This is a genomic window from Enterococcus eurekensis (genome assembly GCF_042654605.1).
Taxonomy (GTDB): domain Bacteria; phylum Bacillota; class Bacilli; order Lactobacillales; family Enterococcaceae; genus Enterococcus_I; species Enterococcus_I eurekensis.
In genome coordinates, this window is record NZ_JBHSGT010000025.1 from 23,439 (window position 1) to 39,999 (window position 16,561).

The following is a 16,561-nucleotide window of genomic DNA, read 5'->3' on the forward strand; positions in this document are numbered from 1 at the left end:
TTCAGAAAATTTAAACAAAAGTGTTGACTTCCTTGGTTTAATTCGGTATCTTCTTACTTAAGAAAACTTTGGTTAGGTGATGAAAATGAGAAAAGAAAAGGTTAGCGTTCACGTACAAGTCGAAAATTCATTTTTATTATTATTATCATAGAGGACTCTTTTTTCTGGTTAAAAGAAGAGTTCTGTTCGCATTGCATAAAGAAAAATTCTTTATGGAATGCTTTTTTTATACTAATTTACTAAATGAGGTACTTAAAAGGAGCGAAAAAGCATGCGTAAAATTCAATTTTTTGATACGACGTTACGAGACGGTGAGCAAACACCGGGGGTTAATTTTAACACACGTGAGAAGGTTCAAATCGCATTGCAATTGGAAAAGTGGGGCGTGGATGCAATTGAGGCTGGTTTCCCGATTGCGTCCCCTGGCGATTTTGAAGCAGTACAAGAAATTGCACGTGTTTTAACATCCGCAACGACGGTTGGGTTAGCCCGTTGCCAAAAAGGGGATATCGATCGAACGTATGAAGCGCTAAAAGAGGCGGTTGATCCACAAATTCACGTTTTCTTGGCGACGAGTGATATTCATATGCGCGACAAGTTAAAAATGAGTCGTGAACAAGTCATTGCTTCTATTAAGGAACATGTCAGCTACGCACGCAATCGGTTTGAAAAAGTTCAATTCTCACCGGAAGATGCGACTCGAACACAACGTGATTTTTTACTGGAAGCGGTCCAAACGGCGGTTGACGCAGGAGCAACGATTATTAATGTGCCGGATACAGTTGGTTACTCGAATCCGACCGAGTATGGTGGAATTTTTGCCTATTTAATTAAAAATATTAAAAGTGAAACAGAAATTACTTTTTCATCGCATTGTCATGATGATTTAGGTATGGCGACAGCCAATGCTTTAGCTGCAATCGAAAACGGTGCGAATCGTGTGGAGGGAGCGGTTAATGGAATTGGTGAACGTGCCGGGAACACTGCGCTTGAAGAAGTCGCCGTCGCTTTGCAGATTCGTAATGATTTTTATCAGGCGACGTCAAATATTGTTTTAAATGAGACGAAACGGACGAGTGATTTGGTTTCACGTTTATCAGGAATTCATGTTCCAAAAAATAAAGCGGTGATTGGCGGCAATGCTTATGCTCATGAATCTGGGATTCATCAAGATGGTGTTTTAAAAAATCCAGAAACTTATGAAATCATCACGCCGCAATTAGTCGGTGTGCAGACGAATTCATTGCCTTTAGGTAAACTTTCAGGGCGTCATGCTTTTGCAACTAAGATGGATAGTTTAGGTTATCAGTTTGAAAAAGAGCGATTGGATCAATTATTTAAGAGTTTTAAAAAATTGGCAGATAAGAAAAAACAAGTCAATGATATTGATTTAATGGCGTTGGTAATTGATGATATTCATCAAGAAAATGAAGAACATCGCTTAGAAGCTTTACAGTTGCAATTTGTTTCAAATGGCATGCAAGGAGCGATTGTTTCAATCCAAAATCAAACTCAAGAAACGCTAACGGCTTCAGAAACTGGTGCGGGGAGTATTCAAGCGATTTACAATGCGATTGATCAAATCTTCGAACAAAGCCCAATTTTAACGAGTTATGAAATTAGTGCGATGACGAGCGGTGAAGATGCACAAGCCGAAGTCTATGTCACTTTAGAAGATACGAAAGGCCAACGTAAAACGAATGGTGTTGGGATTGACTTTGATGTTTTACAGGCATCAGCCAAAGCTTATATTCAAGCAAGTAGTCAAATGAAAGCGCAGGGGGTTAGTTAATTGGAGAAAAAAATTGTTGTTTTAGCGGGTGATGGTATTGGACCAGAAATTATGGCAAGTAGTATTGCTGTATTAAAAGAAGTCACCAAATCAAGTGACCTAACGTTTTCCTTTGAAGAACATGCTTTTGGTGGAGCAGGAATCGATCAAAAAAATGACCCTTTACCAGAAGAAACTTTAGCTGCTTGTCAGACAGCGGATGCGATTTTATTAGGTGCGATTGGTGGCCCTAAGTGGGATCAGGCAGCTAAAACGCCAGAGCAGGGGTTGCTGGCTTTACGCAAGGCTTTAAAGTTATTTGCCAATATTCGTCCGATTCAAGTACCGGAAGTTTTGCTTGAGCGCTCGCCGATTAAAGAGTCAATCGTAAGAGGAACCGATTTTGTGGTTGTACGAGAGTTGACGAGTGGTATTTATTTCGGTGAACCTCGTTTTTTAGGTGAAAATGAAGCCTATGACACGTGTTATTACAATGAAACAGAAATCAGACGAATTGTTCGGCAAGCTTTTTCAATTGCTCAAGGACGTAAAAAACAAGTAATGTCTGTCGATAAAGCGAATGTTTTAGCCTCAAGTAAACTGTGGCGCAAAATTGCTGAAGAAATCGCTTTGGAATTTCCAGATTGTACGCTGACGCATCAATACGTCGATTCTGCAGCGATGAAAATCATTCAAAATCCAAGAGAATTTGATGTGATTGTCACAGAAAATTTGTTCGGGGATGTGTTGAGCGATGAGGCATCCGTTCTCCCTGGAACATTAGGAGTCTTACCAAGTGCGAGTTATGGCGAAAGTGGGATTGCGCTTTATGAACCGATTCATGGTTCGGCGCCCGATATTGCTGGTCAAGACATTGCGAACCCTGTTTCGATGATTTTGTCAGCAAGTTTGATGTTACGTCAATCTTTCGGATTAGAAGCGATGGCAGAAAAAATTGAAAAAGCCTGTTTTGATACAATGGAAGCTGGAATTTTGACGAGCGATTTAGGTGGAACGACGTCTACAAGTACTTTTACGCAAGAAGTGATTAAACGAATCAAGTGAGGAGCGAGTAATTATGGGGAAAACATTGTTTGATAAAGTCTGGGAACGTCATGTTGTATCAGGTCATGGGGAAGATGTTCAACTAATTTATATTGATTTGCAAATGATTCATGAGGTTACTTCGCCCCAAGCATTTGAAGGCTTACGAGAAGCCGGTCGTAAAGTTCGTCGACCAGATAAAACTTTTGCGACGATGGATCATAACGTGCCAACGAAAGATATTTTTACAATTACGGATTTGGTTTCAAAAAAACAAATGGATACACTACGGGCAAACTGTGAAGAATTCAATATTACGCTTTGTGATAATGGTTCCGATCGTCAAGGAATTGTTCATATGGTAGGACCTGAGGTTGGCTTAACGCAACCAGGAAAAACGATTGTTTGTGGGGATTCGCATACCGCAACACACGGGGCCTTTGGTGCGATTGCTTTTGGAATTGGAACGAGTGAAGTAGAACACGTTTTTGCGACACAAACCCTTTGGCAAAAGAAACCCAAAAAAATGGGCGTTAAGGTGACTGGCGCATTAAAACCTGGCGTTTATGCCAAAGATATTATTTTGGCCTTAATTGCAACTTACGGTGTGGATTTCGGAGTCGGGTACGCGGTTGAATTTTTTGGGGATACCATTCAAAGCTTAACGATGGAAGAACGCATGACGATTTGTAACATGTCGATTGAAGGTGGCGCAAAAATTGGGATGATGGCGCCAGATGAAAAAACGTTTGAGTTTATTAAAGGTCGCGAATACGCACCCGAGCAGTTTGAGGCGGCAATTGCTGACTGGCAGACGCTTTATACCGATTCAGAAGCAGACTTTGATAAAGTACTTACGCTTGATGCGAATACTTTAGCACCATATATTACTTGGGGAACGAATCCTGAGATGGGTGTTTCAATCGAAATGCCTTTTCCCGAAATTCAAGATCATAATGATCAACAAGCGTATGAATATATGGATTTAACACCTGGACAGCAAGCTTCTGATATTCCGATTGAATATGTCTTTATAGGTTCCTGTACGAACGGACGCTTGTCTGACTTAGAGGAAGCTGCACGTTTTGTTAAAGGACAGAAAGTCAAAGAAGGTGTAACGGCAATTGTGGTGCCGGGTTCTCGACCGGTGCGTCACGCAGCCGAAAAAATTGGCTTAGACCAAATTTTTAAAGAAGCCGGTTTTGAATGGCGTGAGCCAGGCTGCTCGATGTGTCTGGGAATGAATCCCGATAAAGTTCCTGAATTTATTCATTGCGCGTCAACTTCGAATCGTAATTTTGTCGGTCGTCAAGGGAAGAATTCACGCACGCATTTATGCTCTCCAGCGATGGCGGCAACGGCTGCGATTCATGGGAAATTTATGGATGTCCGTGAACTTGTCAAGGAGGGGATATAATATGGAAGCTTTTACTGTATACCAAGGAAAATCCGTACCGTTTATGAATGATAATATTGATACCGATCAAATTATTCCTAAAACATATTTAAAAAGAATTGAGAAAACCGGATTTGGTGAATTTTTATTTGATGATTGGCGTTACTTACGCGATCGTAGCCCGAATCCCGAGTTTGTTTTAAATGAACCACAGTATGCAGAAGCCACAATCTTAGTCACAGGCGATAACTTTGGTTCGGGTTCTTCTCGTGAACATGCAGCTTGGTCCTTAATGGATTATGGTTTTCGTGCAATTATTGCAGAAAGTTACAGTGATATCTTCTATATGAATGCGGTGAAAAATGGGTTGTTACCGATTCGTTTGCCTAAAGAGGAAGTTAAGGTGTTATCGGAGTGTTCTGCAAACGAAGCGATTGAAATTGATTTAGTCAACCAAATGGTCCGCGCAAACGATCACGTCTTCTCATTTGAAATTGACCAAATGTGGAAACATCGCCTAGTGAATGGTTTAGATGAGATCGGCGAAACTTTAATAGAAGAAGAAAAAATTTCTGCTTATGAGCAAAATATTCCCAGTTACTGGCAATGAAAAAGCGTGTTATGAAAAAAAGATGGATATTTCAATAAAATTTGATTGACGTCGGCCCATCTTTTTGCTAGAATTGGATTGTTGTAATTGTGAGCACCACAACTACAACCGCACAGAATAAGTATTAAGTACGAAAGTCACTTAGGATGGCGAGTCTAAGTCTAAATATGAGGAGGTGCTTCAGAGCATGTACGCAATTATCAAAACTGGTGGTAAACAAGTCAAAGTTGAATTAGGTCAAGCAATTTACGTTGAGAAATTAAACGTAGAAGCAGGCGAAAAAGTGACTTTTGATGAAGTTATTTTAGTAGGTGGAGAAACAACTAAAGTAGGTGCGCCAACATTGGCAGGTGCAACTGTTGAGGGAACTGTTGAAAAACACGGTAAACAAAAGAAAGTTGTAACTTACAAATACAAACCTAAAAAAGGTTCTCACCGTAAACAAGGTCACCGTCAACCGTATACAAAAGTAATTATTGATGCAATCAATGCATAATAAGAAAAGTAAGGAAAAGCTATTATGATTAAGGGATTATTTAAACGCAATGACTCAGGAAGAATCAAATCATTTGAATTAACTGGTCATGCGAATGCAGGAGAATATGGCAGTGATATCGTTTGTGCTGCAGTTTCTGCTTTAGCAATTAGTGCTGTCAATGGTATTGATTCTTTAGCTGGAGTGAAGCCATTGATTGAGTCGAATGAAAGCGAAGGCGGACAACTTTATGTTGAAATCCCAAGCCATCATTCACTAACTCAAGAACAAACAAATATTACACAAATTTTATTAGAAAATTTGTTGCTTGGACTCCAATCTGTCCAATCAGAACATAGCGATTCAATCGAAGTACAAACACTAACGAAACAATAGGAGGTGCATCTCATGTTGATGAAAATGAATTTACAATTCTTCGCTACAAAAAAAGGTGGAGGTTCTACATCTAACGGTCGTGACTCACAATCAAAACGTTTAGGCGCTAAACGTGCTGACGGTCAAACTGTTACTGGAGGATCAATCCTTTACCGCCAACGTGGTACGAAAATTTACCCAGGCGCGAACGTAGGAATTGGTGGAGACGATACATTATTTGCTAAAGTTGATGGCGTAGTACGTTTTGAACGTAAAGGCCGCGACAAAAAACAAGTATCAGTTTACCCAGTAGCTCAAGAAGCTTAAGAATTTACTGCTCGAAATCCTTGATATGATAGGATTTCGAGTTTTTTTATGTTTTGAAAAATAACTGTGAAATGAATGGTCTTATTTTGGTGATTGAGTTTAAAATAGCAATATTTAAAATTTATCGTTATAATTAAGAATATAGTAAGCTAGTATGTTGGATGAATGCACAGAGAGGAGTGTTTAATTGAGTACAAGAAAGAAATTAATCTATGCGTACGTTGTTGAACAATTACTAATTGACAACAGTCGCTCTCTCACAACAAAAGAAATCTCAGAAAGTTTATCCTTGCAACGCTCGAATGTGAGTAAAGATCTAAATGCGCTTGTTCGAGAAGGCAAATTAGCAAAAACAAACGGACGACCAGTCGAATATTTTATTGAGGAAATGATTGTTGAAGAGGCGATTGAGCAAACTTTACTACCTGAAGAAGTTGAGACACAAGAATTACCTGCGGTTGTAAATGATCAACGCGATATTTTTGAGGACCTAATTGGAAGTCATAACAGTTTAAAAAATGCAGTGGAACAGGCGAAAGCTGCTATTTTATATCCTCCTAAAGGCTTGAATTGTTTAATTACTGGTCCAACAGGCTCTGGTAAAACGTATTTTGCTCATATGATGTTTCAATATGCGCAAGAAAATCAATTCATTCAAGAAGAAAAAGAATTGGTCGTTTTTAACTGTGCGGACTATGCTCATAATCCGCAACTTTTAATGAGTCATTTATTTGGTTACGTTGAAGGGGCTTTTACTGGGGCTGAGCATGAAAAAGAAGGACTAATGGATCAAGCAGATGGTGGGATTTTATTTTTAGATGAAATTCATCGCTTGCCACCAGAAGGTCAAGAAATGATTTTTTATTTTATGGACCATGGCGTCTATAATCGGTTAGGTGAAATTGGTAAAAATCACCATGCCAATGTCCGGATTATTGGAGCGACAACTGAAAATCCGAGTTCCACATTATTAGATACTTTTTTACGTCGAATTCCGATTCATATTCAGTTGCCCTCTTTTGAACAGCGTAGTCCACAAGAAAAAATTGATTTTATTCATTTAATGGTTGCGCAAGAAGCTAGCCGAATTCAACGTCGGATCTCATTAACAGAAGATGTGATTAAAGCGTTAATTGGGAGTGTAACTTTTGGAAATATTGGGCAATTAAAATCAAGCGTTCAACTTGTTTGTGCGCGTGGCTTTTTAAATCATATGCATCGCGAACAAATTGATTTGTCGATTAATGATTTACCAGAAGGCATACGTTCGGGGTTAGATACTTTAACTAGTCGTAGAGAGTTATCAATGGGTTTATCGAATTATTTGCCTAAAAAGATGATTGTTGATCCAAATCAGCAAATCAATAGTCGTTATCGTGACCAATATGAACTGCCGTATAATTTGTATGACATTATTGGTGATAAAGCGGCGTTACTTAAATCAGATGGGATTGACCAAGAGGCGATTAATCATTTTATTTCCACGGATATTAATGTTCATTTGCAATCATTTTATCGCGATCATGGCTTTTCTTTTTCGACTTCCAATAAGTTAAGTGAGTTTGTTGATGAGAAAGTCATCGAAGTGACCAATTTAATTTATCGTCATGTTGAATCGTATATTCCAACAGAAAATCGCCAAAACTTCATTTATGGAATGAGTTTGCATATTGGTGCCTTTTTAAAGAAATTTGCTATCGGTGAAACAAGAGCGATTAATAATAATATTCGGGCGATGGTAGCAGACTATCCAGTTGAATTTGAATTGGCCCACGAAATTCACCAAATGATTGCGAATTTTTTTGGTATTGAGATTCCAGAAGATGAAAAGTATTATTTAGCCGCCTTATTGATTTCACTACGTTATAACCCAAGTGAAGGAGAGGTCGGGATCGTTGTTGCGGCTCACGGTAACAGTACCGCTTCAAGCATGGCTGCGGTCGCTCGTCAGTTACTTGGAATTCAACAACCTTTGGCAGTTGATATGCCTTTAGATATGTCTCCGAAAGTCGCTTATGAAAAAATCAAAACCAAGATTAGCCAAGCGAATAGAGGGAGCGGTGTTTTATTATTAGTTGATATGGGATCGCTAGCGAATTTTAATGAAAAACTAAAAATAGAAACAGGGATTCCTTTACGCACGTTAGATATGGTCACCACACCGATTGTTTTAGAAGCGGCTAGAAAGGCCGAAACGTTGGGAACGACACTTGATACTTTAGTTGAATCGTTAAAAGAATTCACAGGTTATAGTACGCTCCAAGAAACACTCGAACCAGAAGTGAATGAGAGCTCTATAGAAGAATTACCTTTAGTGATTTTAGCGATTTGTGCTTCCGGTGAGGGGACGGCTCAACACTTAAAACAAATGATTGAAAAAACACTGACTGAAAATCAAATTGATTCGGTTGCGGTCATCACGGAGTCGGTCGTTGATGTCCAACAGCGGTTGCCTGAAATTCAATCGACTTATCAATTGATTGCGATAACAGGAATTTTAGATCCGAAAATAGGGGTGCCTTATTTATCATTGGAACAATTATTAGATTCTGATTTATCTGAATTGTTGATGGAGTTATTATTAGGTGAGGATTTTGTTGAAAAAGCGCCTAATATTGGTTATCAGGAACAAAGGAAAGTCTGTCTAACCTATTTGGAAGAAGCTGTGACTTTTTTAAATCCTTCTAAAGTGATGGATCCATTGTGGGAATTAGTTGAAACCTTATGTAAAGAATGGTATACGTCTGAAAAAGACGAAAAAGTTCGAATCAATTTTGTTTTGCATTTAGCCAGCATGATGGAACGAATTTTACTTGGCCAACCATTGGAAGGATCAAAAGAAGAAGAGTCCGTCTTTTTAGAACATGAGAAACGGAGCTTTTTAGACAATACACTGGTATCAATTGAAGAACCTTTTCGTCTAAAGATACCCATAATCGAAAAATATTATATCTTAATGATGCTAGATAATGGTCAAAAATAAGAAACTATACACTAAAAAATGATTTAACGTTTTAGTGTATAGTTTTTTATTCGAAAAAGAGGTTAAATACAATAGTGTATCAATAAAAGTTGGCACGGAACTTGCTTCTAATTACTATAGGAACTCTTGGAAGGAGGATAGTGTATTAAACAGAGGAGGAGAGGTATTGAATATTCAGTTAGCACGGATAGATGATCGATTGATTCATGGACAAGTCGCTACGGCTTGGACGAAAGAAACAGGTGTGAATCGAATTATTGTCGTTAGTGATGAAGTAGCAAAGGATCCTCTTCGAAAGTTTATGTTGCAGGAAGCGGCTCCCCCGGGAGTTAAGGCAAATGTGGTCACTGTTGGAAAATTATTATCTATTTATCAAAGCGCATTATTTAAAGAAGAAAAGATCATGCTTTTATTTACGAATCCACAGGACGTTGTTGTGTTAATTCAAGGAGGGATGAAAATCTCGACAATCAACATAGGCGGTATGCATTTTATGACTGGGAAAAAAATGATAACCAATTTTGTTTCCGTCAATGATGCAGATGTGATGGCTTTTCGATATCTCAATCATCGAGGGATAACGCTCGAAGTGCGAAAAGTACCATCTGATCGAAAAATTTTTTTAATGGATCTATTAAAAAAATACAAGTAAGCAAAAAAATTAGTAAAATTAGGAGGTAAGATAATGGTAGGTATTATCCTCGCAAGTCATGGAGAATTTGCCAATGGTTTAATGCAATCAGGCGCAATGATTTTTGGAGAGCAGCCAAACGTTGCAGCTTGTGTATTGCAACCAAGCGAAGGACCAGACGATATTAAAGCAAAAATGCAAGCAGCGATTGAATCCTTTGATGATCAATCAGAAATTCTATTTCTAGTTGATTTATGGGGTGGAACACCATTCAATCAGGCAAATAGTTTATTTGAAATGAACAAAGAAAAATGGGCAATTGTCTCAGGTATGAATTTACCAATGTTAATTGAAGCATATGCAGCTCGTCTTTCAATGGACAAAGCACACGATGTGGCAGCAGCGATTATTGGAACTGCTAAAGAAGGCGTGAAAGTAAAACCAGAAGAACTGGAACCAGAAGCGCCTGTAGCTGCTGTTTTAGAAGCGGTGGAACATCGAGGTGGTATTCCAGAAGGTACGGTTTTAGGAAATGGTGAGATTGACATTGTTTTAGCGCGTGTTGATTCTCGTTTATTACACGGACAAGTGGCGACTGCTTGGACAAAAGCAACGAATCCTACACGAATTATTATTGTATCTGATAATGTTGCTAAGGATGAAATGCGCCGCAAGTTAATTGAACAAGCTGCACCTCCAGGGGTAAAAGCGAATGTGGTGCCAATCGATAAAATGATTGAAGTTGCAAAAGACCCACGTTTTGGTGCAACAAGAGCGTTATTATTATTTGAAAACCCGCAAGATGTTTTACGTGCCGTTGAAGGTGGCGTAAAGATTAAAGAAGTCAACGTTGGTTCTTTAGCGCACTCAACAGGTAAAGTTGTAGTAAGTAAAGTATTATCAATGGGCAATGAAGAAGTTGCCGCTTTTGAGAAATTGAAAGAAAAAGGCTTATCGTTTGATGTACGTAAAGTACCGAATGATTCTAAAGATAATATGGATGAATTGATTAAAAAAGCAAAACGAGAATTAGCATAATTATAAGAAAACAAGGAGGTATATTATGTCTGACTTAAATATTATTCAAATTATTTTAGTTGTATTCGTTGCGTTTTTGGCAGGTATGGAAGGAATCTTAGATGAATTTCAATTCCATCAACCATTAGTAGCGTGTACTTTAATTGGACTTGTGACAGGAAACTTAGAGATAGGTATTATTTTAGGTGGTTCATTGCAAATGATCGCACTTGGTTGGGCAAATATTGGAGCAGCCGTAGCACCGGATGCAGCTTTAGCATCGGTTGCGGCAGCAATTATTTTAGTTTTAGGTGGTCAAGGTGAAGCTGGAGTTCCTGCAGCGATTGCGATTGCGATTCCTTTAGCGGTAGCCGGCTTATTCCTAACAATGGTTGTTCGTACGTTGGCTGTACCAATTGTCCACATGATGGATAAAGCAGCTGCAGAAGGAAATTTCCGTAAGATTGAAGTTCTACAAGTTTTAGCCATTTGTATGCAAGGTGTTCGTATTGCGATTCCAGCCGGTGCATTACTATTTATTCCAGCTCAAACTGTACAAGCAGCCTTAGAATCAATGCCAGCTTGGTTAACAGATGGAATGGCAATTGGTGGTGGAATGGTCGTAGCAGTAGGTTACGCATTAGTTATTAATATGATGGCTTCTAAAGAAGTTTGGCCATTCTTTGCTTTAGGGTTTGTGATTGCAGCGATTTCTGAATTAACATTAATTGCACTTGGAGCGTTAGGTATTGCTTTAGCTTTATTATACTTAAACCTTTCAAAAATGGGTGGTTCTTCGAATGGTGGCGGTTCGTCCACTGGAGATCCTCTTGGCGATATCTTAAATGACTACTAAAAATGAAAAAGGAGGAAATCAAATAATGGAAGAGAAAATTCAGTTAACTAAAAAAGATCGGCTCGCTGTTGCATGGCGTTCTACATTTATTCAAGGATCTTGGAACTACGAACGTATGCAAAATGGTGGTTTTGCCTTTTCAATGATTCCAGCAATTAAAAAATTATATAAAAGTAAAGAGGATCGCTCAGCGGCCTTACAACGCCACTTGGAATTCTTTAATACGCATCCTTACATCGCTTCACCAATTATCGGAGTAACATTAGCTTTAGAAGAAGAGCGTGCGAATGGCGCACCCGTTGATGACGTGGCAATTCAAGGGGTTAAAGTTGGGATGATGGGTCCGTTGGCTGGTGTCGGAGATCCGGTTTTCTGGTTCACCGTTCGTCCAATGTTAGGTGCTTTAGGTGCTTCTTTGGCACTTGGTGGAAACATTTTAGGTCCAATTATTTTCTTCGTGGCTTGGAATCTTATTCGTTGGGGCTTCATGTGGTATACACAAGAATTTGGTTACAAAGCAGGATCTGCGATTACCGATGACTTATCAGGTGGGTTATTACAGGATGTTACCAAAGGAGCATCGATTCTCGGGATGTTCGTACTTGCGGCCCTCGTTCAACGTTGGGTAAATATTTCCTTCGTTCCGAAAGTTTCGGAGATTCAGCTTTCTGAGGGTGCCTATATTGAGTGGGACAAAGTTGAAATGACAGGTCGAGGATTACAGAATTTGTTTACTGAGATTAATTCTGGGAAAGCCTTGTCCGATATCAAAGTAACAACCTTGCAAAATAACTTAGATCAATTAATCCCTGGATTAGCCGGTCTATTATTAACCTTATTCTGTATGTGGTTACTGAAGAAAAAAGTGTCACCAATCGTAATCATCTTAGGTTTATTCGTAGTGGGTATCCTAGGTCATGTTGTAGGTATTTTATAAAACAACGAATCAATTACATGATATACTAGTTAAAAGAGTTTTGAAGGAGTGAACAATCGATGGTTGAATCGTTAAATACAAAAGTTTCCTTAGTGATTGATGGGACTTCTTTTTTAGGCCTAACGGATTATGGAAAAATTATGGTTGGTGATCGTGGATTTGAATTTTATAATCATCGCGATTCTCGAAAATTTATCCAAATTCCTTGGGAAGAAGTCGACTATGTCGTGGCATCCGTGATGTTTAAAGGTAAATGGATACCAAGATACGGTATTCAAACGAAGAAAAATGGGACATATACTTTTTCTTCAAAGGAGCCAAAGAAAGTACTAAGGGAGATTCGTCAATACGTTGATCCAGATCGAATGGTTCACTCACTGAGTTTTTTCCAAGTCGTGCGACGAGGAATTGCCTCAATCTTTACGAAGAAAAAACTTAAAAACTAAAAGTTTATCAAGAAAATGTTCGTATAAGTTAAAGGACTGTGGCTGATGTCACAGTCCTTTTTATAAGCACTTATAATGGAGATTTTGTCAATATTAGGAGTATAAAAGTCTAATGAATGGCTGGATTTAAGAAAAGATGGTGGCAAGCATCCGTGAATTGCTGCTAGTGTAATGGGGATTGTTTTGAAAGATAAACAGAGTGAAGCGAAAATAGTTTGTGCTAGATGTCCGCGTGATAAATCGAACTGTACGGATCTCCACAAAAAGCATTGTGTCTTGAGTTATAAGAGAGGGGATAAAAACTCACTACCGAAATGAAAACAAATGATTGGAAAAAGACAGAAAATTTATTTGAATCAATGCACAAATGTTGCTGTCTGTGATACACTAATAAGAGTAAATTGAAGCCGATAGGAGGAAATGAAATGGGTTGGTTATGGACAATCGTTGCTGGAGCAATTATTGGGATGATTGCGGGAATTGTGACTGGTGAAAAACGTGGTTGTTTCTTTAATATTTTAGCCGGAATTATTGGTTCCGCAATTGGCGAGCGACTTTTTTCATCATGGGGAGGACCAACACTTGGTGGCATGTATTTATTACCATCCATCGTGGGAGCTGTGATTTTTGTCGCAGTGATTTCCTTTTTCTTCGGTCGCAAAAAATAAGAGTTATTTAGGATAAGTAAAAGAAAGAGGGAATGAATTTATGTTACGTGTTGAAAAATTACGTGCAGCAATGAAAGAAGAAAATTTAGCGGCTTTTTTGGTAACAAGCCCATATAACTTAAGATATTTAACAAACTTTACCGGTAGTGCAGGCGTTGCAGTCATCACGCTATCAAAAGCTTATTTTATCACTGATTTTCGTTATACAGAGCAAGCCGCAGCACAAGCTAAAGGTTTCGAAATTATTAAACATCAAGGTTCGATTTTTGCTGAAGTTGCAGCGATTTGTCAAAGAGAAGAGCTTGCTACGCTTGCATTTGAAGAAAATCATATGACTTTTGCTGAATATGACGGGCTAGAAGACGTTGTAGTCGATAGTGGTCTTGTTCCAGTTTCAGGGATGATTGAAACATTACGTGAAGTCAAAGATGAACAAGAATTGGTTTTAATTCAAAAAGCTTGTGAGATTGCTGACCAAGGTTTTGCGTATATCATCGAGCGAATTAAACCGGGAATGTCTGAAATTGAAGTTGCGAATCAATTAGACTTTTACATGCGTTCACTGGGTGCAACGAGTGTTTCTTTTGATACAATCGTGGCTAGTGGAGTTCGTTCAGCAATGCCGCATGGTGTGGCGAGTCCTAAAATCATTGAGCAAGGCGATATGATTACTTTAGACTTTGGTTGTTACTATGAAGGCTATGTTTCAGATATGACTCGTACATTTGCAATTGGTGATCCAGGCGAAAAATTAAGAGAAATTCATCAAATCGTCTTAGATGCGCAATTAAAAGTGAATCAAGTTGCGAAACCTGGCATGACTGGAATTGAATTGGATGCAGTAGCTCGTGATTATATTGCGTCGCATGGCTATGGAGAAGCTTTTGGTCACTCAACAGGTCACGGAATTGGCTTAGAAGTGCATGAAGGTCCAAACGTATCGTTTAGATCAGAAAAAGCGTTTGTTCCAGGAAATGTTATCACGAATGAACCTGGGATTTATTTACCAGGTATTGGTGGCGTTCGTATTGAAGATGACTTGTTAATTACGGAAAGAGGTAATAAAGTTTTAACACATTCACCAAAAGAGCTAATAATTTTATAATAAATGCGTTTATCCAAGCGGTTTTGACTATAATATTAGCGCTAGCTATTGTATAATAAAGAGTAACAACTAGTTATGTAGCCAGATACATGATGCTAACTAGGAGATGGAGGAATGCGAAATGGTAAATGAGACGAACTTAGTATTAGAATCAAATCACGAGCTAGGTGAGATTGTCATTGCACCAGAAGTGATTGAAGTGATTATTGGGATTGCTGCTTCGAAAGTCGAAGGCGTATATCGTATGCAATCAACGTTTACCAATAATGTGACGGAATTATTAGGCCGCTCAGTTCATGGTAAAGGAGTTTCCTTAACAATGAACGAAGAAGATGGCATCGATGTGGATTTATATGTCTATTTTAAATATGGCGTATCTGTTCCTAAAGTTGCAATGGAAATTCAAAAACGTGTTAAACAGCAAGTATTGTTTATGACCGATATTGAGTTAAACGAAGTGAATATTCACGTGATTGCCCTCGTTCCTGAAAAAGTAGAGCAGTTAGATTTACAAGAATTATTTGAAAATGAAGAGGCAGACAATGAGTAAAGAATTATCAAGACGTGACATTAGACAAATGGCGATTCAAGCGCTATTTCCCCTTGATTTTAATCAGGAATTGACAAAACAAGATGCGATTTTACATGCAATTGAATTAGAGCATGAAGAGCTGATTGACGAAGAACACGAAAACTTTGTCCCAACATATCTCGATTTATTGGTGACAGGCGTTTGTGAAAACAAAGAAGAAATGGACACAATTATCCAAAACCATTTGCGTTCAGGTTGGACATTAAAACGTCTACCAAAAATGGATGTCACGATTTTACGTTTAGCATTATTCGAAATGCTTTATGTTGATAACGTTCCAAATAAAGTTGTTTTGAACGAAGCAATCGAATTAACGAAGGTTTTCAGTGATGATCAGTCAAGAAAGTTCGTGAATGGCATCTTATCGAATGTTAATAATGAAATTGAAGCTAGCAAATAAGCTAGCTTCTTTATATTTATGCCTGAAATGTGTTAAAATGGTCGGGTAATGAATAAAAATCAAAGGGGCAATTAAAAAATGGGAATTAAGATTGACGGAAAAGCATTAGCAGATAAGATTCAAGCAGAATTAAAACTGGAAGTACAACAACTAGCAAACCAAGGGATTAAACCAGGGTTAGTCGTACTATTAGTCGGTGAAAATCCAGCGAGCCAAACGTATGTGAAAAATAAAGAGTTGGCAGCAACTCGTTTGGGGATGCATTCCGAAGTTTCACTTTATGATGAATCGATTAGTGAAGAAACGCTTCTAGCAGAAATTCAACGATACAATGAAGATCCGAATTTCCATGGTATTTTAGTCCAATTACCATTACCAGAACATATTGATTCTGAAAAAGTATTATTAGCCATTGATCCAAAAAAAGATGTCGATGGTTTCCATCCGATGAATTTAGGAAAATTATTTATGGGCGCACCAGAAATGATTCCATGTACGCCATATGGTATTATGAAGATGTTTGAAGCATATAAAATTGAATTAGAAGGAAAAAATGCTGTCGTAATTGGCCGTAGTAACATCGTTGGTAAACCAATGGCCCATTTATTATTAGAAAAAAATGCAACTGTCACAGTGACGCATTCGCGTACAAAAGACTTATCAAGTGTTGCGAAACAAGCAGATATTTTAGTCGTTGCGATTGGTCGAGGCCACTTTGTCACAAAAGAATTTGTTAAAGAAGGCGCCGTTGTGATTGATGTTGGTATGAACCGTGATGAAAATGGTAAACTAATTGGAGACGTTAAGTACGATGAAGTCGAGCCTTTAGCAAGTTACATTACTCCAGTACCAAAAGGCGTGGGACCGATGACGATTACGATGTTAATGGCACAAACGATTGAGGCAGCAAAACGTACAGAAAGATAGG

At 38.4% G+C, this 16,561-nt stretch carries 18 protein-coding genes and 1 other annotated feature; all 18 genes read left to right on the forward strand.

Features of this window, described 5'->3' with window-relative positions:
* Positions 1-271 precede the first annotated feature (271 nt).
* The 18 genes from ACFO3L_RS04385 to ACFO3L_RS04470 all read left to right on the forward strand — a co-directional run bounded on the left by ACFO3L_RS04385 (position 272) and on the right by ACFO3L_RS04470 (position 16,560).
* The gene (locus ACFO3L_RS04385; RefSeq protein ID WP_379964236.1) at positions 272-1,792 is read left to right on the forward strand and encodes a 2-isopropylmalate synthase; all 1,521 of its coding nucleotides are present in this window, start codon (positions 272-274) and stop codon (positions 1,790-1,792) included.
* Complete coding sequence (gene leuB, locus ACFO3L_RS04390; RefSeq protein WP_379964238.1) at positions 1,793-2,836, forward strand: 3-isopropylmalate dehydrogenase; 1,044 nt, start codon at positions 1,793-1,795, stop codon at positions 2,834-2,836. It begins immediately after the preceding gene.
* 13 nt (positions 2,837-2,849) lie between these two features.
* Positions 2,850-4,232: a 3-isopropylmalate dehydratase large subunit gene (leuC, locus tag ACFO3L_RS04395; RefSeq protein ID WP_379964240.1), complete on the forward strand. Its 1,383-nt coding sequence runs from the start codon at positions 2,850-2,852 to the stop codon at positions 4,230-4,232.
* Position 4,233: 1 nt separating this feature from the next.
* A complete protein-coding gene (leuD, locus tag ACFO3L_RS04400; RefSeq protein ID WP_379964242.1) occupies positions 4,234-4,821 on the forward strand; it encodes a 3-isopropylmalate dehydratase small subunit in 588 nt (195 codons plus the stop codon).
* 96 nt (positions 4,822-4,917) lie between these two features.
* Positions 4,918-4,988: a sequence feature (ribosomal protein L21 leader region), on the forward strand.
* 20 nt (positions 4,989-5,008) lie between these two features.
* The gene (gene rplU, locus ACFO3L_RS04405) at positions 5,009-5,317 is read left to right on the forward strand and encodes a 50S ribosomal protein L21 (protein WP_188367677.1); all 309 of its coding nucleotides are present in this window, start codon (positions 5,009-5,011) and stop codon (positions 5,315-5,317) included.
* Between the two features lie 24 nt (positions 5,318-5,341).
* Positions 5,342-5,692, forward strand: a complete 351-nt coding sequence (locus ACFO3L_RS04410; protein WP_379964244.1) for a ribosomal-processing cysteine protease Prp — start codon at positions 5,342-5,344, stop codon at positions 5,690-5,692.
* Positions 5,693-5,704: 12 nt separating this feature from the next.
* Positions 5,705-5,998, forward strand: a complete 294-nt coding sequence (gene rpmA, locus ACFO3L_RS04415) for a 50S ribosomal protein L27 (protein ID WP_379964246.1) — start codon at positions 5,705-5,707, stop codon at positions 5,996-5,998.
* Positions 5,999-6,185: 187 nt separating this feature from the next.
* Complete coding sequence (locus tag ACFO3L_RS04420; protein WP_379964248.1) at positions 6,186-8,981, forward strand: sigma 54-interacting transcriptional regulator; 2,796 nt, start codon at positions 6,186-6,188, stop codon at positions 8,979-8,981.
* 166 nt (positions 8,982-9,147) lie between these two features.
* The gene (locus tag ACFO3L_RS04425) at positions 9,148-9,633 is read left to right on the forward strand and encodes a mannose/fructose/sorbose PTS transporter subunit IIB (RefSeq protein WP_379964250.1); all 486 of its coding nucleotides are present in this window, start codon (positions 9,148-9,150) and stop codon (positions 9,631-9,633) included.
* A 33-nt stretch (positions 9,634-9,666) separates the two neighbouring features.
* Positions 9,667-10,650 carry a mannose/fructose/sorbose PTS transporter subunit IIA gene (locus tag ACFO3L_RS04430; protein WP_379964252.1) on the forward strand — a complete coding sequence of 328 codons (984 nt, stop codon included), beginning with the start codon at positions 9,667-9,669 and terminating at the stop codon, positions 10,648-10,650.
* Between the two features lie 25 nt (positions 10,651-10,675).
* Positions 10,676-11,485 carry a PTS mannose/fructose/sorbose transporter subunit IIC gene (locus tag ACFO3L_RS04435; protein WP_379964254.1) on the forward strand — a complete coding sequence of 270 codons (810 nt, stop codon included), beginning with the start codon at positions 10,676-10,678 and terminating at the stop codon, positions 11,483-11,485.
* Positions 11,486-11,510: 25 nt separating this feature from the next.
* Positions 11,511-12,422: a PTS system mannose/fructose/sorbose family transporter subunit IID gene (locus ACFO3L_RS04440; protein WP_379964256.1), complete on the forward strand. Its 912-nt coding sequence runs from the start codon at positions 11,511-11,513 to the stop codon at positions 12,420-12,422.
* Positions 12,423-12,481: 59 nt separating this feature from the next.
* Entirely contained in the window at positions 12,482-12,868 is a 387-nt protein-coding gene (locus tag ACFO3L_RS04445) for a DUF956 family protein (protein ID WP_379964258.1), read from the forward strand.
* Positions 12,869-13,293: 425 nt separating this feature from the next.
* Positions 13,294-13,536 carry a GlsB/YeaQ/YmgE family stress response membrane protein gene (locus ACFO3L_RS04450; RefSeq protein WP_379964260.1) on the forward strand — a complete coding sequence of 81 codons (243 nt, stop codon included), beginning with the start codon at positions 13,294-13,296 and terminating at the stop codon, positions 13,534-13,536.
* 40 nt (positions 13,537-13,576) lie between these two features.
* Positions 13,577-14,641, forward strand: a complete 1,065-nt coding sequence (locus ACFO3L_RS04455) for a M24 family metallopeptidase (RefSeq protein WP_379964262.1) — start codon at positions 13,577-13,579, stop codon at positions 14,639-14,641.
* Positions 14,642-14,762: 121 nt separating this feature from the next.
* Positions 14,763-15,191 carry an Asp23/Gls24 family envelope stress response protein gene (locus tag ACFO3L_RS04460; RefSeq protein WP_379964264.1) on the forward strand — a complete coding sequence of 143 codons (429 nt, stop codon included), beginning with the start codon at positions 14,763-14,765 and terminating at the stop codon, positions 15,189-15,191.
* Positions 15,184-15,633, forward strand: coding sequence for a transcription antitermination factor NusB (gene nusB, locus ACFO3L_RS04465; RefSeq protein WP_379964266.1), 450 nt, complete (start codon positions 15,184-15,186; stop codon positions 15,631-15,633). The genes ACFO3L_RS04460 and nusB overlap by 8 nt, the downstream gene beginning before the upstream one ends.
* 78 nt (positions 15,634-15,711) lie before the next feature.
* On the forward strand, positions 15,712-16,560 hold the full coding sequence (locus ACFO3L_RS04470; protein WP_379964268.1) for a bifunctional methylenetetrahydrofolate dehydrogenase/methenyltetrahydrofolate cyclohydrolase: 849 nt from the start codon (positions 15,712-15,714) through the stop codon (positions 16,558-16,560).
* Position 16,561: the final 1 nt, after the last annotated feature.